Raw genomic sequence first — 22,286 nt, 5'->3', positions numbered from 1 at the left:
TCTATTTTATCTTTAATTAGGGTTTGCTGAATAAAAGCAAAACCCTATTCTTTAAAAGGTTACACCCATATTCGCGATCGCAAAAAAGATCAGCTTTGTCGGCTACAAACCGCTATAATTGGTAGAAACACCTCCCAGTTGTTGGTCAAGAACAAATGTATCGAAAAGAGGAGCAACCTTTACCGCCCCCAGAAAAATTTGAATTACCTTTCGAGGGTAAATTGTCCCCCAATAATCGTTGGGTAATCATGGCAGAGTTGATACCTTGGGATGATTTTGAGGAAGAATATGCTAAACTTTTTTCAGCAGAAAAAGGTGCGCCAGCCAAACTATTTAGAATGGCATTAGGGACATGAATTATTAAGGAAAAATTAGGAACAAGTGATAAAGAAACTATAGAACAGATTAGAGAAAATCCCTATCTACAATACTTTATAGGTTTAAATTGTTATCAACAAGAGCCACCACTGGAATCTTCAATGCTAGTTCATTTTAGGAAAAGAATTGATGGAGAATTGATAAACAAAATCAATAAAAAAATAGTAAAAAGAGAAATAGACAAGAGTGATAAAGAAGTAAAAAAAAAGGATTGTCTCCAAGAAAAAGGAGAAAAAATAAAAAATAAAGGTAAACTAATTTTAGATGCGACTTGTGCGCCAGCAGACATCAAATACCCAACGGATTTAGGCATATTAAATCAAGCCAGAATTGAGACAGAAAGAATAATAGATAATCTTTATAAACCATTAAGAGTAAAATTGAGAAAAAAGCCGAGAACTTCTAGAAAAATTGCTAGAAAGGAATACTTAAAAGTAGCTAAAAAACGAAAAGTATCTTATCAAGAAAGAAGAAAAGCTATCGGGAAACAGTTAAAATACCTTAAGAAAAATTTAGGAAATATAGAAGACTTAATTCAAGCTGGGGCTTCCCTGGAAAATCTGAGTAAAAGACAGAAAAATTGTCTAGAGACTATCAAAAAAGTTTATGAACAACAACAGTCAATGTGGGAGAATAAGACCCAGAGTGTTCCTCAAAGAATTGTAAGTTTAACTCAACCGCATATTCGTCCAATAGTGAGAGGAAAAGCAGGAAAACCAATAGAGTTTGGAGCTAAACTCTCAGTAAGCTGTGTAGATAACTATGTGTTTCTATACAAAATAAGTTGGGAAAACTTCAATGAATCTTGTCATTTAAAAGAACAAGTAGAAAAGTATAAAGAAACGTTTGGCTATTATCCCGAATCCGTCCATGTAGATAAAATTTATCGAACTAGGGAAAACAGAAATTGGTGTAAGGAAAGAGGGATAAGAATCAGTGGTCCGAAGTTAGGAAGACCTCCGAAAAATGTCAGTGAAGAAGAAAAGAAACAAGCCCACTCCGATGAATGCTTCCGTAATGCTATTGAGGGAAAGTTTGGACAAGCTAAACGAAGATTTAGCCTAAATCTCGTGATGACAAAACTCCCTGAAACCTCCATTACATCTATTGCTATTACATTTTTAGTTGTCAATCTTTGTAAACTTCTGAGGCAGTTTTTGTCGCTTTTTTTGTCCTTATTTACTAATAACAGAACAGAGGAACTCATCAAACCGCCTTTCATTAATTTTGATTATACTTTAAACAATTTTTATGTACTAAAACTTATTGATTTGTCAGAAAATTCTTGGTCAAAAGTGGCATAAATTTTGGAGAAACTTTTTCAGCAAACCCTATTTAAAAGGGTATTATTTTTATTTTTGTGGTTTAAATCTATTAATTCCTGTAGATGTAAAAAAGTTTTCTTTTGGAGTCCGATCAATCGCTCCCATTTCTGTTGTTCTGTTGCCGATAAACTATGAGTCATGATAGCAATTTTAAATGCTTTAGCAATGCCTTGTATTTGTTTCTCAATTTGCAAATTTTGAGTATTATAAATTGAATCATCGCAATCAAAATTAAGAGCAGCTTGACTTAAAGTTTCTAAAGTACGAAAGAGTTGACTTACTTGTTTTTCTATAATTCGGCTACTATATACTGGCCAAAAGAAACTATCAATAAACAGCCCGAAGGCAACACCTACTGATATTAAGACCAGCATATAAACAACAGTAGTATAGGGTGCAGATGAGCGAAGAACCGCCATTGCTGTGAAGATTCCTATGGGAGTTAAACCCAGATTTACTGCAACTGGTATCCAAGTTTTAATACCCTATCCTGTTAGTAAAATAAATAAGAAAACAATGACGCTATTGATATAAGAAAAGCTTGCCATAAATGCTGCAAAAATAGACGAAACTGCCATAACTAAGAGCATTTTATTGACGACAAACCTTTTTAATTCAATGGGATCTGGAAAAAGCCAAATAACAACAAAGACATATAACGGCCCGAAAAAACTTAAGCTTGCTTGAATATTTAATACGAGTGCGACACTAAATGCTAGGGGCATGGCGATCGCTAATTTAATTAATTTGTATCGATAGACTTTATCCATAGATATAATCTCATGTAAGAATCAATTAAGTTGATGATTTAACGCTTATAAATGCCTGTTATCCAGCGTAAACTAGCTATTCCATAACTCATAAGCGATCACTCTTGTACCGTCACCCGTACTTCACCTAACGCACCTTCAACAATCTGGGTATCAGGCCCCTCGCTTTGTGTCCATTCATAACCAGAGGGATTATTAGGATTTTGGCGTAATTCTAGCTCAACCTGCACAACCGGAAGGTTTTGCGCCCTCCCATTGTCAGGAATGGTGTAGGGGACAGGATTTTGCACTAATGCGTCAGCTAACTCTGAATCGCCGACAATACTGGCTACTTCCTGCACAGTTACGGTTTTAGAGGAAACAGCCGTTACTTTGGAGGGAATCGCACCATATTCCTCACGTAAGCCCCCAAAACGTCGATTTGTGAGCAAATGGGGAGTCACTTTACCCACCATTCCCTGACGAATACGGTTGGCATCTTCTGGGGTAAAAAAGGCGTAAGCGGTAGTCATGGGTTTATTTTCATTGTCAACTGTCTCCGAGTTATTAACCCGTAATGTTCCCAGAGCAGTACCCACTTGTATATATTCCCCTGCATTTCCACTAACAGTTACTACTGTGCCATTGTAGGCGGAAATAACCAAACTATCTTTGGCTATTTTTGCTTTGAGGTTATCAATATCTCGCTTTAAATTATCAATAGTATTTTGACGCTGCACATTGGCTTGTAAGTCCGTTAATCTTAGGTTAGCCGAATCAGTACGAAGTTTCTCTAATTGAGCGCGTAAATTTTCATTTTGTGCGTTTAAATTAATATTAGCTGAGGCTAATTCTTCTTCAACTGAGCTTAAATTTTCTAGTTGTGCATATAAATTAGTGCGTTCATTTTGGCTTTGTTGTAATTGGTTTTCAGAATTAACAATTTGGAAACTTAAAGGAGCAACTGCACCTTCGGCGACTAAATCAGTATAAGCTTGAAAACGGCGTTGGGTTAAGTCAATAAAATCATCCAGTTGAGCAATTCTTTCCTGATAGGCTTTGCTTTGTTTTTTGACGGCAATAAGTTTAGTTTGATTAGCTTCAATTTCTTTTACATTGGCTGCGACTTGTTGAGGAAGAGAAACACTTTCTAATTGTAATGTCTGCTGCTGTAAATTACTACGAATTGTTTGAGCATTAGTAATAGCTAAGTTTTCTGCTTCATATTCTGCTAATTCCTCTTGTTGGTTGCGTAGTTGTTCCTGTAAGTCTGGAAAATCTAAAACAGCAATTACCTGTCCTACTTTAACAAGATCACCTGGTTTAATCCGTATTTCTAGTATCTGTCCACCTGTTCCCCTCGGTTGAAAAGAAATAATAGATCGGGGTCGAATCAAAATAGATTGACCAATAACACTGGTAGGAATGCGTCCCACAACACTCCACCCGGATTTCTCACAAATTAATTTGAAAGCCCAATCCAGAGATGAAAAATGATAATTTTTAGGACTAATAGAAATTTTGAATATAGATGAATAAAAAAATTGACTTTGATTATCCAATAATTGAGTTTAAGAGGGAATAATTATATTAACTTTTGATTTTCTCCACTATAAATAAGACTAAATGAAAGTATCAGTCAGTCAACAACTTATGATAGATATCTTTTTTAAAAAACAACTTATTCTACTTATCCAGTATTAGGAATAGTTTTAATTCTTTTGTTAGCAATAGACAAAATATATTGATAAGGACAAGCACTAGCTATAGCGATAATAATTCTTCTACAACTAATCTTTATTCTGGCTCCCAACTTAAGAAGATTTAGGCGTATTCTTCCCACAGTTGCTTTAGCCAATGAAGTTTTTTTTAAACAGTGTTGACGAAAAGCATTTATGAGAACATAAGCCCAGGAATGTATCCATAATCTTAGTTGATTACTTTGAAATGTTTGAGTTGAAGTTCTATCAGCTAACAAGTCTAATTGTTGTTCTTTAATCCGATTTTCCATCTCGCCTCTCGGACAGTATTTTTTTGTATAAAGTTTTGAGGGTGGAATTTTTGAAGCGGGCAAAGATGTCACCACATGGCGCATTTTTAAGCCATCACTTCCATAACAAACTTTTGTCACTACTCTTCTTTGACAACTCCATGACTTTTCTGTTTTATAACTAATAGAGCGATACCAAGTAGAAATTGGTACTAATTTTTTAACTTCTTCTAAATCTTCTTTTTTCTGAAATAAACTATCCATTAATTCAGTTATTGGAGCTAGTTTTTTTTCATATTCATGTTTGGCTTTTTCAATTACATCATCCGCTCGTAACTTAAGAACGCCATTTGTTCCCATAGCTATAACATAATCAACTAAAGGCTGATTTTCACAAAAATAGAAGATTTCTTCACGGGCATAGGCACTATCACCCCTAACTAGGATATGAGTCTCTGACCATTTTTCTCTAATTAGTCCGATAATTCTTTGTAATTCGTCTAAGGCTCCATCGGCTGGATCTACATTAGATGAACGAAGTTTAGCAACTAATAAATGATGCCCACAGAAAATATATAAAGGAGCATAACATACTCCGTGATAATAACTATTAAAAAATGCCCCTTCTTGATTACCATGTACTTGGTCATCCGTGACATCCATATCTAATATAATACTTAAGGGAGGTTTTTTATAAGACTCTAAAAAAAATTCGACAAAAGATTTTTCAATGGCTTCAAAGTTGGGTTCTATTTTATGATAACGACTCGTTTTTTGGTCGAGAATAGTCTCAGGACAATATTCCAATCTATTAATTGTACTTTTTCCAGCTAACCATCCCTTTTTATCTTCAAGTTCATTAAGCTTTTCTAAAGCGATCTTAAGGGCAGGATCGTGACGTAATTTATCATGGTCATTGACATCTTCATAGCCTAAAATAATTCCATAAAGCCTTTGTGCTAATAACTCATGAACGGAATGATCGTAACTGCTCACCGCAACAAAAAAGTCTTATTGAAAAGCACTACAAACAACATCAGTTGAGTCAACAAAAATATAAGCCCTGTGATTTAGCGTAAAATTTAAGCTAATTTATTACGGCTATTTTAATGACTAACATTCCCAGAATCAAGTCTTTTTAAAACCTCAAATAAAAACAACAATATGAGAAAAAAAAAGAATAGTAAGATAGTTTTTTGTTAGCGGAGATTATCCGCTAACCTTGTGTATTTTTGTGCAGAGATATAGGGCGATCAAGAAAAATCTATCCCCCATCGGCTCCGGAGCCTTTTACATCTCTAATCCTGGGGGACTCCGACCAGCTAATGAAAATAATTCGCATAATTGGACAATGGCATTTTGCCCCTGTAATCTCATGGTCTCTGAAAAACTGAACATTTGGGTGACTAACTCTGCACCCCAGTCGCTTCTTGCTCCCCCACTTACTTTGCGGTGAATGACAATGGGACGTAAAGCTCTCTCAGCATCATTATTATCTGGTTTGACTTCAGGATAAGTTAGAAAGGTGAACCACTCTTCCCAATGACGTTTGAGACGGTTAATCAATCTTTGTGCATCATAAGGCCATCCTTTTTTGGGAGTTGCTTTAAAAATCTTTTGCAGTGAGTTCTCGACTTCTGTTCTTTTGGAGCCTAAGTCTTCAAGGGTTAAATTTCGAGCATGATAATGACGATAATGGATACGGGCGGTTGCTAAAACTTGCTGTACATCGGCAGCAAATTCTCGATTCGCTTGAAAACGACTGGTTTTAAGGGACTCTAACTCTCGTTCTAAATGTGCCAGACATTTCTGTTTGGCCATCGCACTTTGTCTAAAGTAGGCACTATAGCAGTCACTGGTGAGGATGCCCTTAAAATCTGCTCCTAACAATTTCTCGACTTCTGCGGAGCTTCTAGTGGGAGCCAACATCAACACACAGACCTCATTTGATGTGGCTACCCAAACCCAATACTTGATGCCATCGATGCAATAACTGGTTTCGTCAACACATCGGATTCCTGGCTGCTGGATGTACTTTAACCACTGTTGGGTCAAGGGTTCTAAACTTTCTTGAAACCATTTGTGCATTTTGGCAAGGCTCCCTTGAGAAATGGGAATGCCAAAGACATACTCTATAAAATGTTCCTGTTTACGCCATGTAAGATTACCCCCATAGCCAAGCCAGCCCACGATGCTACTTAATCGCGCCCCATAACTGAATCCTTCTTTAACTCCCAATGGAACAGGACTGTAATCTGACCATCCACAACTAGGACATTTATAGAATCCGCGACGATATTCCCTGATTTCTATGGGTTGGTCTACTACTTCAGCCACTTGCTGGACTTTTTCGGGAACTACTTCATCTCGTTCCACTGAACCCCCACAAACAGGACAGTTTTCTAGTTCTAAAGGGACTATCTTATCGGGCTGACCAAAACCATTACGGGTCTTCCCTGGGTGGTCATATTTTGGTCCGCGTTTAAATCCTTTTTTGCGTTTCTTTTTGTCAGAAGGCTTTTTTAGTGTGTCTGATGATGGGGGGACTGAACTGTTTTTTGAGTTACGGTTTTTTAGCTTATCTCTCTCTTCTTTCAATTTTTCAATTTCTTGCTGTTGTGTAGAGATTTGTTGTTGTTGCTGGTCAATCAGTCTTTGTTGAAGAGATAACTGTTGTTGTGCCTTGACTAGCCACTCAATCATGAAGACATTGTTCGCCAACTGTTCATCGGCGATAGCTCTAACTAGCTTTGAATCAATGGTAGCATTTGTGGTCATAACCCCCACTATACATAAAAATCCCCGATTTTACCTTTATGTTGTCAAGACAGATTCTTTATTGCGGTGAGCAATTACTATTTTAACAGATCCATCATCTGCTGCTGGACTTTATATCGGAAATGTTGGATCAGGTTCAAATAGTCCAACTCAAGTACAATTTTTGAGTAGTAATGGTGATGTAATTGCAGAAGAAATTTTTACAATTAATAATCCTAATTTAATTGGAACAGATTTTGATAATCGAGTTTTTTATGGAATTACTAGCAGTGAAGCAATTGCTATTATTCGGACAATAGAACCTGCAAATGATAGAGATGTTATTGTTTATGATGATGTTCAATTTGCAACTAATACCGAATCTGTCCCTGAATCATCTAATATGTTAGGAATAGGTTTTATGGGGTTATTAGGAATATTTTTTATCTTTAAAAAAAGGAAATAATAGTATAATAAGGGTTTAATTCTATTAAACCCTTATTATACTAATTCTTGAGATTCAAGAACTAATTTAATACCGGCAATAATTTCGTTAATTCGTTCTTCTGAAAGTTTCCCAATCGGATCACTAAGCAAACGTTTATCTACTGTAAAAATCTGAGAAACATTAACAACGCTTTTTTCTGGTAAATTCCCTTCTTCTTCATTCAATAATACATTACCAATCGCTCTTGCTCGTCTTAAGTTTGTGGTTAAAGCACAAACAATAACAGTTCCAATTTTTGACTGATTAAGAATGTTATTTTGAACAACGACGAAGATAAGCAGGTTCAGATCCGATAGGTTGTCCTAAATCAATCCAATAAATTTCTCCTTGAAAAATTGTCATAATTATTCAGATAATTTACCCTGATGAAATCGCATTGCTTCTAACGTTTCAATTTCCGATTCATCTAAACCATCACTATAAGCATCATCCCAACTTTTCATTAATTATGCTGCTTTTTTCAAGTCACTTAATGGCAATTGTTCAGTTACTTTTTTAACTAACCATTGTTTATCTTCAACTGAATAATTACGCAATTTTTTTTCAATATCCATAACTTGGTTTGACGGCATTTAATTAATTCCTATTCTTCAATAGTTTTTCTTCTACTAATTATAACATACTAATTTTAATGTGTAATGCTATACTGAGCAAGACTTGTACTGAGCTTGTCGAAATATGCTCACACTACTATTTTAGGATATAATGAACATAAGTGTAGTTGAGCCAAAAATATGTATAGTCAAAAAGAATATATTGAACTTTTAAAACAGTTTCCTCCTCGTCCAATTAAATCAGAGGAAGATTTAGAAGCAACTCAAAAAATAATTAATCAATTATTAGATAAACCTCAATTAACAGCAGAGGAGTCTGACTATTTAGATGTGTTATGTATGCTTATCTATGACTATGAAAAAGACCTAGATATAGTTCCTGATATGGATCAAATTGAGTTATTAAAAGTCTCATCAAAGGAACATAAGTTAAAGCATAATAAGAAAAATAGCATGGCCGCATTAAGAAAAAATACAATTAATCAAGCATCAGAATTTGACCATAATTCATGGTTTTTGTCAAACTTATCAACATGAGAGAACTTATTTTTATTGATACTGGATTTGTGATTGGGTTAATTTATGAACAAGATCAGTATCATCAACAAGCAATTAACTTATCAATCAAATATGAACAATATTCCTTTGTAACAACTGATGCAGTTTTATTAGAATTAGGTAATGCAGTTGTTCGTAATTCTAAACCGAAAGCAATTAAAATCATTGAAGACTTTTATACTTCTGATAATGTCAATATTGTTAATTTAACCCCTCAGTTATTTGACGAAGCATTCAATTTATATAAACAATACGAAGACAAAACTTGGGGTTTAGTTGATTGTTTATAATTTATCATAATGTGGAAATTAAATATCAATAAAGTTCTAACCTTTGATAAACATTTTTCTCAAGCAGGATTTAATATTTTGACAGAGTAAGAGACTTTTTAATACTACCAGTTGCTAAATGATTGTCAAAAAATCTTTTTTTATAAGCAAAGGACTTTCAGTTATACCTCGGTTAACATATTCTATAAAAGAGTCTGACTTAATATTAGGAAGTATCTTGCTATATTCAATAATAATATAACTGTTTTGCTCCAAATAATAGAAAGTAATATTATTATTTTTCCAGATCCAAAGTTCAGGAATACCAATCTGTTGATAGCTGGATTTTAAGACTTCAATATCACCACTACTAAATATTACTTCAACTACTAAATCTGGTAAATCTTTATCAACAGAAAAAGCATAAGCAATATCAGGTTCTCTTCCTGTTTGTCCCGATACATTTAATCTTGTCTGTCCAAAAGGGAAATCTTGAAGCTCATATTTTTCACAATAAGCAATAATTAATCGGTTAATAATTGCAGAAATTCTTTCATGATTTCTTCCTGGGGACACAATTGTTATTTCTCCATTAAAATAGGAAACTCGATAACATGAATATTCTTGAGAGTCAAATTTTTGGTAATCTAACCAGTTTGCACCTGTAATAGTTAGTATTTGATCTTCTTGAGTAAATTTATCACGATTTAAGGGTAAATTAGCTGTAATTAACATAAGTTTTGTAAGTCATAAAGTTAGTAAGTAAATTGATAGTTAGCAGTCTGCTAACACTACTATTTTAGGATATAATTAACTTCTAAAAATAAACATCTTCATAAATCATAGAAACAGGACAAGAAAAGTCAATAGATTTTAATAATAGTTCATCATTTTCTTGATAAGAGTGAAGTTCCCAAAACCCGTTACTATTCAGTCTAAATACGTCTATATTAATCTTTTGCGAATCAATCAAAACATATTCTTTTAAACTATCAATTTGACGATAAAACTTAAACTTATTCCCTCTATCAAATGCTTCGGCACTAGGGGATAACACTTCAATAATTATACAAGGATGATAAACAATTAAACGTTCTTGTTTATCCCTTGCATCACAAGTTACCATAACATCAGGATAAAAGAAATTTCCTTGTTGAGAAATACCCAGTTTTACATCTGTCATTTGGACTTTACAACCTTTACCCCGTAGATGAGATTTTAACTCTGTCGTGACATTAATCGTAATATCATTATGTATAATAGTTCCCCCTGTCATAGCGAAAACTTCCCCATTAATATATTCATATTTCAGGGTTTGTTTTTCTTCCCATTCTAGGTATTCTGTTGGAGACAGATAAAAATCTTTATTAGCAATCATTATTTACTCTCAGATTGGTTAAAATTAGTCTTAATTCAATACATTGATTTTACCTTATTTTTTGTCATATAATAGAAGTAAATACCCCAGAAATATCATTAATTAGGATTATAACCCATGAGTCAGACACCCATTAACGTTACCTATTCATTAGAAGAAGTTCTCAAAGAGATAAATAACAAGTTAGACAAGATGGATGCTAAATTTGAAGCTAAGTTTCAAGAAATGGATACTAAATTTGAGTCTAAGTTTGAGAAAGTTGAAACGAAATTAGAAAAGATAGAAACTCGACTAACTAACTTAGAAGTAGGACAAACTGCATTAAAAAGCAATGTAGAAAACCTTCAAGAAACTGTTAGAGACATTAAAACTGTCCAAAATACTTTAGTGCAGGAAGTTTCTGACTTAAAAGGAGCAAAATCTTTAATTATTCCCATTATTGTTGCTGTGGTAACTGCCTTTTTAACCCTGTTAGTGAGATTAATTCCTAATTTTTCGATTTAATTGCGATAGAATAGACTAGGTTATTTGTTATCACCTATATTAGTTTATGACCACCGCAACACCTGTCAAAACCAAATACGAAGCTATTATCGGACTAGAAACACACTGTCAACTCAACACCAACAGTAAAATATTCTGTGATTGTTCCACCGAGTTTGATAGTCCCCCCAATACTAATGTATGTCCTGTTTGCTTGGGATATCCTGGAGTATTACCGGTCCTCAACGAGGAAGTATTAGCCTCTGCTGTTAAACTGGGGTTAGCGTTGAATGCGAAAATTGCTCCCTATAGTAAATTTGACCGAAAACAATATTTTTATCCCGATCTCCCCAAAAATTTCCAAATTTCTCAGTTTGACCTCCCCATAGTCGAACACGGTTCCCTAGAAATTGAATTAGTTGACAAAAAAACCAAAGAAATCACCCGTAAAACCATCGGTATCACTCGCTTACACATGGAAGAAGACGCAGGAAAACTCGTCCATGCAGGAAGCGATCGCTTAGCAGGATCTACCCACTCCTTAGTGGACTTCAACCGTACCGGTGTACCCTTATTAGAAATAGTCTCAGAACCGGACATCCGTACTGGACAAGAAGCAGCCGAATACGCCCAAGAATTACGCCGTATGGTCCGTTATTTAGGGATCAGCGATGGTAATATGCAAGAAGGTTCCATGCGCTGCGATGTCAATATTTCTGTGCGTCCCGTGGGACAAAAAGAGTTCGGGACTAAGGTAGAAATCAAAAATATGAACTCCTTTAGTGCGATCCAAAAGGCGATCGAGTACGAGATAGAAAGACAAATAGAAGCAGTGGAAAACGGTGATCCTATCTACCAAGAAACCCGTCTATGGGATGAAAGCAACCAAGCAACTATTTCTATGCGGAAAAAAGAGGGATCTAGCGACTATCGCTATTTTCCTGAACCGGATCTCCCTCCCTTAGAAGTGTCTAAGGAACGCTTAAACTCCTGGAAAGAAGAATTACCGGAACTTCCGGCCGAAAAACGCCAACGTTACGAAGAAGCTTTTGGATTATCCGCTTATGATGCGCGGGTATTGAGTGACGATCGCGAGGTAGCTGAATATTACGAGTCTGCGGTTAACACTGGGGCCGATGCGAAGTTAGTGGCCAACTGGGTGACACAAGATATTGCAGCTTACTTAAACAATAATAAGTTAAGCATCACTGAAATTGCCCTCAAACCAGACAGTTTAGGGGAGTTAGTACAACTGATTGAGAAAAAAACTATTAGCGGTAAAATTGCTAAAGAAATTCTCCCAGAATTGTTAGAAAAGGGTGGATCACCTAAAAAAATTGTGGAAAGCAAAGGAATGACCCAAATTTCTGATCCAGCAGAAATTGCAAAAGTGATTACAGCTTTGATGGAAGCTAACCCTTCGGAAGTAGAAAAATACCGGGGAGGGAAGAAAAAGTTAAAAGGTTTCTTTGTGGGACAAGTAATGAAACAAACCGGCGGATGCGCTGATCCAAAATTAACCAATCAATTAGTTGAAAAACTGTTGAATGGTTAATTAAACTGGTAAGGTGGGCATTGCCCACCCTACATTTTTTTGACTATCGAAAACTATTCCCATTTCAAAATAGGGGTTATAATTGCTAATACATCAATCACATCGTTTGGAGTGATAAAAGCATAATGTATTATTTCTGGTAATTGCTTTTTATAGATATCATAAGTTTGTTCATGAAACCATACTAAATATTGTGAGTTTTTGATTTTAAATAAAGGCCATTTGTTAAAATTTTCTCTTTCATTCAAAGTTTTTAATAGATAGCTTTCATCAGTATTACGATATGAAATAATAGTATCAAAATTAATTATTAAAGATGGTAATATATTATCTTCTCTTGTCATGACTATAGTTAAACCGTCTCTAGTATCTTTTAACTCTTCTATATAAAGAGTATTAGGAATTCTTTCGATAGGTTTCCATTTAATCCATTTTTCTTGTTGCATATACTTTTAATATTGACTAATTATCGAACATTGAATTACATCTTTTCAGCAAAATCAATATCTAAGATGAATAGTTTAACTTGTTCATTTTCCCAAGTTGCTATCAACAACTTATGTTCATTTAATCCTGTCATAGCTGTAATTTCTATTCCTAAGTCCATTTTCCCTCTGTAGTTTCCGTATCTATCTAATAATAATAACTTTCCTTTTCTGTCTGCCAATGTGTAACCCCAAGCTTCACCGATAATAAAGTCAGGTAAAAATTCTAGAGGAATTCTTGTTATGTTTAAAGGATTAAGTTTGATTAAAATTCCGTAATTTGGCTTGACAGTTTCAACCCCAAATAGTTAGTAAGCATTGGTATTATTGGGGGTTAACTCAGAGATTAATAAGGAAAGAGAGAAACCTTTAATAAAATGTCTTCGACGGTTAAATAAATAGAGATAAGTTCGTTTATAGCCTTGAGAAAGACGAGGAAAAATTGCGAGTCCGTAACGCTTATCTAGGGATATTAATTGAGAAGGAAAAGGACAAGGTTTAGGAGACTTAAGAATAGATAAAGTTGTTAGATTAAAAATTTTAAATTCAGCACTAATTTCATTACTCTTGGGTTTAGAAATAGTAGCTAACCAATCTCCTTCAACATTACCAGAAAATTTTAAATCTTTGCTTTCTAGTTGTAAAGAAGGTTCTACTTTTTTAAATGGTATATTTTCTGAAAAATAGTGAAAGTAATATTGACAAGCTTCTGCTTGTTTTTCCTTAGTTAAAACTAAATATCCTTGAGACAGTAATGTTAGGGACTCTAGAGACTGTTTCAAGTTAATTATCTCTATTTTTTTTGAATCTTTAGATAGTTTAATAAGTTGATTTTGACTACCTAAATAAACATGATGATTGTTATTAATCATAAGATTAATTTTATGACAATCAGCTATCTTTAGAAAATCATTACTCTCAAAAGTTAAATCTGATATAGTCGTTAATGTAAATAACTTAGTTTTTTCTCGATTAAACTTGAGTTTTGCTTTAGCTATCTGGATAGCTTCTAACATTTCCTGTGCCGAGAAAAAACGCCTTTTGGGTAATTTTTCTAAGGCTTTAATAATAATTGCTTTTAAGGGGTTGGCTACTGTATCAGGAATATTAATTCTTTGATTAAGGTGGGCTAACATTAAATCCCCAGGTAGTCCAGAAAAAGGTCTTTCTCCTATCATTAATTCATAGAGAAGAATCCCCACAGAATAGATATCACAAGCGTAAGAATATTTGCCATAAAATCGCTCAGGTGCCATATAAGCAGGGGAACCTGTATAACCACTTCCTTCCTTATTATTACTACTATTTTCAGTAATTTTAGCAATACCAAAATCCGTTACTTTTGCCACCCATTTATCTGCAGTTAAACTCAAGAGAATATTTTCGGGTTTAATATCACAATGAATAATATTTTTTTTATGAGCTTGTTCTAGTCCTGCTAAAATATCAATCACTAAATCAAGACACAATCTTAAACTTAAATCAGCAGGAAAATCCATTAAATCCCGAAGGGTTCCCCCTTCACCATAATCCATTACTAAATAACGACCTTGACCATGATATTCAAGACCTTTACAAGCAACAATATTGGGATGACGCAAACTAATTAAACAAGAAAATTCCCGTAAAAAACGATTAGTAGGGAACCCTTTTGGTAAACTTTTCAGGGCGACAAATTTCCCTGTTTTCCGAGAAATGGCAAAATAAACTCGGCCAAATTGTCCTTGGCCAATCTGCCCTAAAATACGATAGTTAGAACGATAACGAAGATATCTAATCATCGCAAATATAACTCTACTTCTGTTTGCAAAATACGCACATCATATTGCCATAAATAATTTTGTCCTAACAGACCTGTACTATATCTGGGTAAAATAGCCACTTCTAAATTTTCTGCTTTTGCCTGTTGAATGGCAACAGAACGAACGTATCCTATGGGGGCGTTTGTTACGCTACCATCGGCAACACGAAGGGGTTGATTGCCAATAAAAACAATGTTTAATGAACGGGCAATTTCTTCGGGAACACAGACAATACCTGCTCCAGTGTCTAGTACCATATCACAGGTAACACAATCATTGAACAGGACTTCAATAATGGGGGTTCCTCCATGTCGGGATTTAATAGGAACTCGAATAATTCGCGATGCTTCTTGTTTTTCTCGTTCAATTTTCCTTTCTATTTCTGCAATTTTGGCCTGTAATTTTTTATAGTTGAACTGGTTTCCTTGTTCGAGGGATAAACTAATAGCCCGACGATAATTACTGATAGCTTCCTCCCAGTCTTTCAGCCCTCGATAAATATCTCCTCGAACCCGATAACATTCTGAGTTTTCGGGGTTAATATACAAGGCGTTGGCTAAGTCTTGAAAGGCCGAGTCCAAGTCATTGAGTTGTTGATAAGCTTGACTGCGTAAACAATAGATTTCTGAGGTATCTCCCCATTCTGTCTCTAGTAAAGCCGAAAAATCGGCCATCGCCCCTTCAGCATCGTTCAACCAAAGGCGTATTTTTCCCCGTTGTAGCCGTAAATTGAGGTCATTGGGGCATAATTGTAAGGCGAGGTTAATATCAGCCAAAGCTGCGCTATAGTTGCGTCTTTTGGCTTGTACTAAACCCCTTTTTGCCAAAGCTTCTGCATTTTTGGGGTCAAAGTTGAGTAACCAGTTGAGGTTGTTTAAGGCTGCCTCATGATCACCACTTTCGGCACCTACACTGATTTTTTGGAAAAATTCCTGAGATTCTTGGAAAGATTTTTGCTCATTGGGGATAAATTGCGGTCCTAATGCTTTAAGCTTATCCAGACAAGTTTGTGCCTGTTTTTTATCCCCTTGATCTAGATAACAATGGGCTGCTTGTTTGTAAGCTGAGATCGCCCCTCTTTTATCTTCTAGTTGAGTACAAGCGTTGCCTAAGAGTTGATATCCTGGGGCAAAGGTGGGGTTTAACTGCACAGATAATTGCGCGCTAGTCACTGCTTCCCCAAAACGCTGTAAATTCACTAAAGCTAGGGCTTTGGCGTACCATAGTTTAGCTTGAGAAGGATCAGCGTGTAGGAGGGGATCTAATTTGGCGATCGCTGCTTCATAGTAGTGCAGCTTAGCAAAAATAATCCACCAGTCACTTATGATCTTTAAAGCCCTTAAATTTCCAAACGAACGGCTTAGCAAAATGTTGATTAAAGTAATCAATAAAATTGAGAATTTTTTCGGATAGTTCTTCAGTTGAACGGACAGTAATTCTTTTGAGTAAACGCCTGACTAAGATCGAAAACCAACACTCAATTTGATTAAGCCACGATGTATGTTTGGGAATATAAACAAAGCGAATTCGATGAGATTTATCTGATAAAAAATCTGCTCTGCTGTCCATAGATTGCAAAATCCCCTCCTTTCCTTTTCTCCCCAAATCAATAGTAATTTCACAGCTTTCTGCTACTAATTTGACTAAGCTTTCCGATTTATGAGTGTTGAGTTTATCTACAATAAAAATCCATTCTGCTTTTTCATCAATCTTAATCGTTCTCTGGATATGTTCAGAAAAATCTTGTTCTGTTCTTGTCGGTCCAATAGAGGGACTAACAACTTTTCCTCTTGCCACATCCCAGTTCGCAATCAAGCTTAAAGTTCCGTGTCTTTCATATTCAAATTCGATTTTTTCTACTTGTTTAGGCTTGATTCTTTTGTTCGGAAATAATCTCTCAAGACCTTGAATCCCTGTCATTTCATCTGTACTAATTAAATGAATTCCTTGTTCTAACAAAGTTTTAGCTTCTTGATGAAGTTCACAGATATATTTGACTTGCTTTTTAAATTTTAAGGGATCATCAATTTTGGCATTTAACCAGTAACGAACGAGATGTGGTTGTAATGTCGCTTCTTTTTAAAAAACGCCCCACACTACGGGGGGAAATCTTTTCGACAATTCCTCTTTTTATGGCTTCATCCGCCAACTCTGAAGGTGTCCAATGGCTCACTGGTCTGTCTGATTTTTCACATTCTTCACAAGCGATCTCTACAATCTGGACTACTTGTTCGACCGTAAAGGATTTTGTTGTTCCAGGTCTTGGGCGATCGCTTAAAATTCCTTTGATCAAGACCATTAATGCTTTCTCCGTTACCTGTTGTTCTTCGGCGGCACTCAGTTTTTCTCTCTCCTCAAACCATCGCGATCGCCACTGACGCACTTGTACTCGGTCTAATTCTAATCTTCGACTAATCGAACTATTGCTCTCTCCTGATGCTGCGGCTAAGATTAGCTTGGCTCGTCTAACAAGGCGATAGGGTTTTGTTGTCCCTCTCACTATTTGTTGGAGTACTGTTTTCTGTAGGTTGGAGAGGTTAATTGGCAATGCTTTTATCATGGACATCAACTTCGAGATTCTTCCGTTAGTTTCATTGAAACACATTGTCGTGGCTAGTCACGAAACTTTCTGTAAAAATCTGGTGGATTACTTTCGCCAAGCTGCAGTAGCCTAATTTTATATCTTCTAAGGCTTGTTGATAACTCATTTTCCTGAGGATTAAATCATCACTTTGGGATTAGTTTGATCGGATAAAAATTCCGTCATATTTTCAAATTTTCTCAATTCTCCTTGTGCAACTTTTAAAATTTGTGGCTCTTTTTCTATCCATTGATCATTAAAAGAGAGGATGACAGATTCTAAACTACTTCTATCTAAATTATCAGGAATTTCATCAAAATATCCCAAAGTAACATGAGCAGTTAAAAGATATTGTTGCTGTATTCCTAAGCCAATTAATTGTTTATTTTGATAAATAGTACGTCTTAATTGATAAATTTTATCATAAGATAATTCATTACAAGGTACTAAGCCAACAACCAAAGCGCGAGGAAAAACTAATAATCCTAAAATTTGCCACTGACTTTCACCTTTTTCCAAATCAATTTTTTGATAGGTTTCAAAACTTTCAGTAATGGCTTTTTCTAGTTTTTCATCAAAGTTTTGCTCAGATTTAATCCCATTAAGATAATTATCTTCCCAAATCAAATCAGCAAGGGTTAAATGGAAACTTTCCGGAGGAAGAGGAATTAATAAATTGGGGGCAATTTTTTCGATTAATTGTTGTTGAATTAGGTTTAACTGCTCATAGAATGATTCGTTAGTGGTATCATCTTGGTAGGGAGGAGTGAGGACGGTGTAACCTGGAAAAGACACGGGTTGTCTCTGTTGAAATTTAGGAGATTTTTGGATATTCTTAAGTTGATTTTGATAACTGGTGGGTAACGTAAGGGAAGCTACCCTGTTGACATACATTTGATAGGTTTCGTCCAACTTAATCGCCTCTCATTTTGTCACAATACTTATCCTTTTATTTTGCCCGATCTTGTCACAATTTTTTATAAAGATTTATTGACTTTAATTATGGCAGTTTATTTCTTTTGGGGAGAAGATGACTTTGCGCTCGCCCAACGGGTGCAACGGTTAAGAGAAACTATTCTCGATCCTAACTGGATACAGTTTAATTATCAGCAAATTTCAGGAGAAGACCCCAAGAGTACCATTGAAGCATTAAACGAAGCGATGACCCCTGTATTTGGTATGGGAGGGAAATTAGTTTGGCTGGTTAACACATCCATCTGTCAACAATGTCCTGAGGAAATATTAACACAATTACAGCGTATTTTACCAGCTATTCCTGATACTTCCCATTTGTTGTTTACAACCAGCAAAAAACCTGATAAAAGATTAAAATCGAGCAAATTAATCAAACAATATGCAGAGGTTAGGGAGTATTCCCCTATTCCCCCCTGGAAAACTGATGAACTAATAAAAAAAGTAAAACAAGTTGCCCAAGAAATCGGTGTTAAATTAACTCCAGCAGCAGTGGAATTATTAGCAGAATCTGTGGGGAATAATAGCAGACAATTATGGAACGAACTAGAAAAATTACAGCTTTATGGACAACAAGCAAATCAACCCTTAGATGAAAAAATTATTGCTACTTTAGTCAATGCTAATGCCCAAAATAGTTTACAATTAGCCCAAGCCATTCGGCAAGGAAATCAAGGAGAAGCCTTACAATTAATCGATGACTTATTATCGAGAAATGAACCAGCATTAAGAATTGTTGCTACTTTAGTCGGTCAGTTTAGGACTTGGACTATTATTCAATTAAAATTAGAAGGAGGGGAAACGGATAATAAACTAATCGCCAAAGCTGCTGATATTCCTAACCCCAATCGTCTTTATTTTTTACGGAAAGAATTACGGGGAGTTTCTGGTCAAAGATTATTAGCTACTTTACCGATTTTACTAGATTTAGAAACTCGTTTAAAACGAGGTCATAACCCCTTAGAAACACTAAATATTAAAACAATAGAATTATGTCAATTATTTAAAATTAAGATATAATTAAATTTAGTAAAAATGGGGTAAAAGGGGTATAATAGAAGTGAAAACTCAAGGCAATGGATGAATTGTTTCGATTTGTTAACCATTTAAGGAATCATTATGGCCAAAGAGAAAGTTATCCAATTTTTAGGTGAGGCTGCTAAAAATCAAGGTCTTAAAGATAAATTACAAACCATCAAAAGTCAAGATGAATTAACTTCATTAGCCAAAGAATTGGACTTTGGACAAGAAAGTTTGTTAGCGTATATTTTACGCTAAACTAAAATCCCAAAATATCGGCTCTGTATCAGTCAATAAAATTGGCTGACAAATAGGGCTAATCTATAGATTCTGAGGAAAACTAAGGAGCTTTTAAGTTTTCAGTTGATTTTTTGCTCCCTTTCTTGATAACATCATGACGAGTTCGTGGGGCTTTTTTGTAACCTTTAATACGTCCGGAAGAAAAACCTCGACGTTTGGGAAATTTGGCGAAAGTCCCCAAGGTCGTAATTATTCTTGAAAAGTCTCTTTGAACTAGACTAGGGGTGATTTTGATGGATTTATTAGTCTTCAAATACTGTTCCCAATCACGGGGTAAAACCACAGCTAATTTTCTGGCAGCCCACAAATTTACATAAGAAAGAAGTGTTAGTTTAAACCAATTTTCTTCATGATGTACATCGGGAGTTAAATAAGATGTAATCAATAATCTTTGTTTACCAAATCGAAAAAGATGTTCCATGTCATAACGTTGTCGATAACAGTGATAACAATCAACTAAACTTAACTCATCGCGCCGAGAACCAATAACAATAAGCCACATAGGTTTCCAAATACTATTTCTTTCTTGAGCTCTGACAACAATCTGGAGTAAAGTAAAGGGGTGATTGTTCATTTTATAGTTTTTAGTTCCTCTCATTAACATCTGTTTCCATCCCGAAATAGTCACTGTTAATTGACGACCTTTTTTCGTTGTAAAGGGAACATGATGAACTTCATCAGGTTCAGTCCAAGTTTGGTCATCTTTAAGGTCAAATTTATCCCCATACCAACGGGGATGTCCCGAAGTTTTGGCTTGATTTGGGTCCCGAATAAATTGACGATAAAAAACTCGGTCACTTCTAACTCTTGTAATAGTAACTAGGTCTTCATGCTTAACTTGTTCCCCAATAAAATCCTTTTGGCTGTAGTCACTATCAGCCACTAAGACAGATAATTTATCAGAAAATAAAGAACTTTGCCAGATTTTTTTTAGTTGTTGATTGCCTTGATTTACTCCTTTATATTTAGAGGGGACTAGCTCTCCTGATAAGGGGACAGCCCAAGGGACTTTTTCTGTGTCTATTTGGTCAGGTAAAGCGCAGACAACGGAATAACAATGTCCAATATTAATGGGTTTATTTCCCTTAATTGGATTGGGGTAATGAATAAAGGTTTTATCCGCTAACGTTTCGGCAAACCGTCGTGGACAGGGAGTTGTGTCAATACCAAATAAGTTATAATGTTTTGAAGTGGGAGGAATTGTTCTCGATACCGCTGAAAATAAAGTCTCAATTCTCTGTTCATAATTAGGGTCAGTTTGAGTGGGTAAAAACTCTTGAATTCCTCTATATAAACTGTTATAATCTCTTCTAAATAAAGGATTGAGAGACAATTCAACGACTGAGTGAGCTTGTTGGTTACTGGAGAGGGCATCGAGTAATTCTATAATAGTTTCTTTTCTAGCTTTTAGTCCTTGGAAGAGGTTAGACCTCCACACCAGGAATTCCTCGACAGACGTAGCCGTTTCATTTTTGGTCATTTTTAAAATTTATTACCTTATAAATTAGCGGAATATATACGCTAACATCAAAAGAGGTTGTTTGTTACAGTTAAGGCTAATGTCATCACATTCCGAACTCAAGACCAGTCAAGATGTCCACCTGAGAGCCAAACAAATTAAGAGTCTAATTCGCTCTCTTAAACAGAAAATAAAGAAAATTGAACGGGAAGGGGAAGTAGCACCAGCTAATTGTCATATTATTCGTTATCAGGTTAATGGAAAGGGAACAATCTACTGGTATTATAAACTACAGGCTGCTGAATCAATTTTTCCTATGGCCACTAATAATGAGAAAAAAACCAAATATAAATATTTAGGACGAGCCGGAAGTTCTGCTCATATTGATGCTGTAGAAAAACTCACTAGTGCAGCTTATCAAAAATAATCCACCAGTCACTTATGATCTTTAAAGCCCTTAAATTTCCAAACGAACGGCTTAGCAAAATGTTGATTAAAGTAATCAATAAAATTGAGAATTTTTTGGGATAGTTCTTCAGTTGAACGGACAGTAATTCTTTTGAGTAAACGCCTGACTAAGATCGAAAACCAACACTCAATTTGATTAAGCCACGATGTATGTTTGGGAATATAAACAAAGCGAATTCGATGAGATTCATCTGATAAAAAATCTGCTCTGCTGTCCATAGATTGCAAAATCCCCTCCTTTCCTTTTCTCCCCAAATCAATAGTAATTCCACAGCTTTCTGCTACTAATTTGACTAAGCTTTCCGATTTATGAGTGTTGAGTTGATCTACAATAAAAATCCATTCTGCTTTTTCATCAATCTTAATCGTTCTCTGGATATGTTCAGAAAAATCTTGTTCTGTTCTTGTCGATCCAATAGAGGGACTAACAACTTTTCCTCTTGCCACATCCCAGTTCGCAATCAAGCTTAAAGTTCCGTGTCTTTCATATTCAAATTCGATTTTTTCTACTTGTTTAGGCTTGATTCTTTTGTTCGGAAATAATCTCTCAAGAGCTTGTATCCCCGTCATTTCATCTGTACTAATTAGAATGGATTCCTTGTTCTCACAAAGTTTTAGCTTCTTGATGAAGTTCACAGATATATTTGACATGCATTTTTAAATTTTAAGGGATCATCAATTTTGGCATTTAACCT

Annotated in this window: 24 protein-coding genes and 3 pseudogenes; 9 read left to right on the top strand and 18 right to left on the bottom strand. The window is 35.3% G+C overall.

What is annotated here, in order from left to right:
• The first annotated feature begins 155 nt into the window (after positions 1 to 155).
• Positions 156 to 1,682: pseudogene (locus tag CWATDRAFT_RS34120) on the top strand (IS5-like element ISCwa2 family transposase).
• A 17-nt stretch (positions 1,683 to 1,699) separates the two neighbouring features.
• On the opposite strand, the gene CWATDRAFT_RS18990 reads toward CWATDRAFT_RS34120, so the two are convergent.
• From CWATDRAFT_RS18990 to CWATDRAFT_RS18970, 5 genes and pseudogenes are all read right to left on the bottom strand, one after another.
• Positions 1,700 to 2,122 carry a hypothetical protein gene (locus CWATDRAFT_RS18990; protein WP_007306553.1) on the bottom strand — a complete coding sequence of 141 codons (423 nt, stop codon included), beginning with the start codon at positions 2,120 to 2,122 and terminating at the stop codon, positions 1,700 to 1,702.
• Positions 2,123 to 2,188: 66 nt separating this feature from the next.
• The gene (locus tag CWATDRAFT_RS18985) at positions 2,189 to 2,473 is read right to left on the bottom strand and encodes a hypothetical protein (protein WP_042711877.1); all 285 of its coding nucleotides are present in this window, start codon (positions 2,471 to 2,473) and stop codon (positions 2,189 to 2,191) included.
• A gap of 98 nt (positions 2,474 to 2,571) precedes the next feature.
• On the bottom strand, positions 2,572 to 4,014 hold the full coding sequence (locus CWATDRAFT_RS18980; protein ID WP_042711876.1) for an NHLP bacteriocin system secretion protein: 1,443 nt from the start codon (positions 4,012 to 4,014) through the stop codon (positions 2,572 to 2,574).
• A 128-nt stretch (positions 4,015 to 4,142) separates the two neighbouring features.
• Positions 4,143 to 5,435: pseudogene (locus CWATDRAFT_RS34115) on the bottom strand (IS1380-like element ISCwa5 family transposase); the annotation flags it as partial.
• A gap of 297 nt (positions 5,436 to 5,732) precedes the next feature.
• Positions 5,733 to 7,229 carry an IS66-like element ISCwa4 family transposase gene (locus CWATDRAFT_RS18970; protein WP_007306550.1) on the bottom strand — a complete coding sequence of 499 codons (1,497 nt, stop codon included), beginning with the start codon at positions 7,227 to 7,229 and terminating at the stop codon, positions 5,733 to 5,735.
• 154 nt (positions 7,230 to 7,383) lie between these two features.
• Between CWATDRAFT_RS18970 and CWATDRAFT_RS18965 the strand changes: the two genes are divergently transcribed.
• Positions 7,384 to 7,665, top strand: coding sequence for a PEP-CTERM sorting domain-containing protein (locus tag CWATDRAFT_RS18965; protein ID WP_007306555.1), 282 nt, complete (start codon positions 7,384 to 7,386; stop codon positions 7,663 to 7,665).
• 35 nt (positions 7,666 to 7,700) lie between these two features.
• On the opposite strand, the gene CWATDRAFT_RS18960 is transcribed toward CWATDRAFT_RS18965, so the two are convergent.
• Together CWATDRAFT_RS18960 and CWATDRAFT_RS41090 are read right to left on the bottom strand one after the other, a co-directional pair.
• Positions 7,701 to 7,928, bottom strand: a complete 228-nt coding sequence (locus CWATDRAFT_RS18960) for a type II toxin-antitoxin system PemK/MazF family toxin (protein WP_232287143.1) — start codon at positions 7,926 to 7,928, stop codon at positions 7,701 to 7,703.
• A 225-nt stretch (positions 7,929 to 8,153) separates the two neighbouring features.
• Entirely contained in the window at positions 8,154 to 8,279 is a 126-nt protein-coding gene (locus CWATDRAFT_RS41090) for a hypothetical protein (RefSeq protein ID WP_007311674.1), read from the bottom strand.
• 162 nt (positions 8,280 to 8,441) lie between these two features.
• Here CWATDRAFT_RS41090 and CWATDRAFT_RS18950 point away from each other — a divergent pair, with 162 nt between their 5' ends.
• Both CWATDRAFT_RS18950 and CWATDRAFT_RS18945 read left to right on the top strand, forming a co-directional pair.
• Positions 8,442 to 8,798, top strand: a complete 357-nt coding sequence (locus CWATDRAFT_RS18950; RefSeq protein ID WP_007306556.1) for a hypothetical protein — start codon at positions 8,442 to 8,444, stop codon at positions 8,796 to 8,798.
• Complete coding sequence (locus CWATDRAFT_RS18945; protein ID WP_007311672.1) at positions 8,795 to 9,109, top strand: type II toxin-antitoxin system VapC family toxin; 315 nt, start codon at positions 8,795 to 8,797, stop codon at positions 9,107 to 9,109. The genes CWATDRAFT_RS18950 and CWATDRAFT_RS18945 overlap by 4 nt, the downstream gene beginning before the upstream one ends.
• A 114-nt stretch (positions 9,110 to 9,223) precedes the next feature.
• On the opposite strand, the gene CWATDRAFT_RS18940 is transcribed toward CWATDRAFT_RS18945, so the two are convergent.
• Entirely contained in the window at positions 9,224 to 9,823 is a 600-nt protein-coding gene (locus tag CWATDRAFT_RS18940) for a Uma2 family endonuclease (RefSeq protein ID WP_007306549.1), read from the bottom strand.
• Positions 9,824 to 9,905: 82 nt separating this feature from the next.
• Positions 9,906 to 10,466 carry a Uma2 family endonuclease gene (locus CWATDRAFT_RS18935; protein WP_007306548.1) on the bottom strand — a complete coding sequence of 187 codons (561 nt, stop codon included), beginning with the start codon at positions 10,464 to 10,466 and terminating at the stop codon, positions 9,906 to 9,908.
• Between the two features lie 117 nt (positions 10,467 to 10,583).
• Here CWATDRAFT_RS18935 and CWATDRAFT_RS18930 point away from each other — a divergent pair, with 117 nt between their 5' ends.
• Complete coding sequence (locus tag CWATDRAFT_RS18930; RefSeq protein ID WP_007306558.1) at positions 10,584 to 10,970, top strand: hypothetical protein; 387 nt, start codon at positions 10,584 to 10,586, stop codon at positions 10,968 to 10,970.
• 46 nt (positions 10,971 to 11,016) lie between these two features.
• Complete coding sequence (gene gatB, locus CWATDRAFT_RS18925; RefSeq protein ID WP_007306559.1) at positions 11,017 to 12,504, top strand: Asp-tRNA(Asn)/Glu-tRNA(Gln) amidotransferase subunit GatB; 1,488 nt, start codon at positions 11,017 to 11,019, stop codon at positions 12,502 to 12,504.
• Positions 12,505 to 12,557: 53 nt separating this feature from the next.
• Here gatB and CWATDRAFT_RS18920 read toward each other — a convergent pair whose 3' ends face one another.
• The 7 genes from CWATDRAFT_RS18920 to CWATDRAFT_RS18895 all read right to left on the bottom strand — a co-directional run bounded on the left by CWATDRAFT_RS18920 (position 12,558) and on the right by CWATDRAFT_RS18895 (position 18,284).
• Positions 12,558 to 12,950: a hypothetical protein gene (locus CWATDRAFT_RS18920; RefSeq protein ID WP_007306547.1), complete on the bottom strand. Its 393-nt coding sequence runs from the start codon at positions 12,948 to 12,950 to the stop codon at positions 12,558 to 12,560.
• A 35-nt stretch (positions 12,951 to 12,985) separates the two neighbouring features.
• Positions 12,986 to 13,171 (bottom strand): hypothetical protein, encoded by a 186-nt coding sequence (locus CWATDRAFT_RS40080; RefSeq protein ID WP_232287142.1) that lies wholly within the window; start codon positions 13,169 to 13,171, stop codon positions 12,986 to 12,988.
• 126 nt (positions 13,172 to 13,297) lie between these two features.
• Complete coding sequence (locus CWATDRAFT_RS18915; protein WP_007306546.1) at positions 13,298 to 14,770, bottom strand: serine/threonine-protein kinase; 1,473 nt, start codon at positions 14,768 to 14,770, stop codon at positions 13,298 to 13,300.
• Positions 14,767 to 16,179 (bottom strand): tetratricopeptide repeat protein, encoded by a 1,413-nt coding sequence (locus tag CWATDRAFT_RS18910; RefSeq protein WP_007306545.1) that lies wholly within the window; start codon positions 16,177 to 16,179, stop codon positions 14,767 to 14,769. The genes CWATDRAFT_RS18915 and CWATDRAFT_RS18910 overlap by 4 nt, the downstream gene beginning before the upstream one ends.
• On the bottom strand, positions 16,109 to 16,750 hold the full coding sequence (locus CWATDRAFT_RS18905; RefSeq protein WP_007306544.1) for a transposase: 642 nt from the start codon (positions 16,748 to 16,750) through the stop codon (positions 16,109 to 16,111). The genes CWATDRAFT_RS18910 and CWATDRAFT_RS18905 overlap by 71 nt, the downstream gene beginning before the upstream one ends.
• 64 nt (positions 16,751 to 16,814) lie before the next feature.
• Positions 16,815 to 17,396 carry a helix-turn-helix domain-containing protein gene (locus CWATDRAFT_RS18900; RefSeq protein ID WP_007306543.1) on the bottom strand — a complete coding sequence of 194 codons (582 nt, stop codon included), beginning with the start codon at positions 17,394 to 17,396 and terminating at the stop codon, positions 16,815 to 16,817.
• A 114-nt stretch (positions 17,397 to 17,510) separates the two neighbouring features.
• Positions 17,511 to 18,284 (bottom strand): DUF1868 domain-containing protein, encoded by a 774-nt coding sequence (locus CWATDRAFT_RS18895; protein ID WP_021830868.1) that lies wholly within the window; start codon positions 18,282 to 18,284, stop codon positions 17,511 to 17,513.
• A gap of 90 nt (positions 18,285 to 18,374) precedes the next feature.
• Here CWATDRAFT_RS18895 and holA point away from each other — a divergent pair, with 90 nt between their 5' ends.
• Positions 18,375 to 19,364, top strand: a complete 990-nt coding sequence (gene holA / locus CWATDRAFT_RS18890; protein ID WP_007311541.1) for a DNA polymerase III subunit delta — start codon at positions 18,375 to 18,377, stop codon at positions 19,362 to 19,364.
• A gap of 99 nt (positions 19,365 to 19,463) precedes the next feature.
• The gene (locus tag CWATDRAFT_RS34105; protein ID WP_081450984.1) at positions 19,464 to 19,622 is read left to right on the top strand and encodes a Nif11-like leader peptide family natural product precursor; all 159 of its coding nucleotides are present in this window, start codon (positions 19,464 to 19,466) and stop codon (positions 19,620 to 19,622) included.
• Between the two features lie 82 nt (positions 19,623 to 19,704).
• Here the strand turns inward: CWATDRAFT_RS34105 and CWATDRAFT_RS18885 are convergent, their stop codons facing one another.
• Entirely contained in the window at positions 19,705 to 21,144 is a 1,440-nt protein-coding gene (locus CWATDRAFT_RS18885) for an NF041680 family putative transposase (RefSeq protein WP_007306541.1), read from the bottom strand.
• A gap of 79 nt (positions 21,145 to 21,223) precedes the next feature.
• Here CWATDRAFT_RS18885 and CWATDRAFT_RS18880 point away from each other — a divergent pair, with 79 nt between their 5' ends.
• Complete coding sequence (locus CWATDRAFT_RS18880; RefSeq protein ID WP_007306561.1) at positions 21,224 to 21,550, top strand: hypothetical protein; 327 nt, start codon at positions 21,224 to 21,226, stop codon at positions 21,548 to 21,550.
• 8 nt (positions 21,551 to 21,558) lie between these two features.
• Here the strand turns inward: CWATDRAFT_RS18880 and CWATDRAFT_RS18875 are convergent.
• Positions 21,559 to 22,271 (bottom strand): annotated as a pseudogene (locus tag CWATDRAFT_RS18875) (transposase).
• Positions 22,272 to 22,286 lie beyond the last annotated feature (15 nt).

This window comes from Crocosphaera watsonii WH 8501, from assembly GCF_000167195.1.
GTDB lineage: Bacteria > Cyanobacteriota > Cyanobacteriia > Cyanobacteriales > Microcystaceae > Crocosphaera > Crocosphaera watsonii.
Note: the sequence above shows the minus strand (reverse complement) of the source record. Positions and strands in the feature narration are given on the sequence as shown.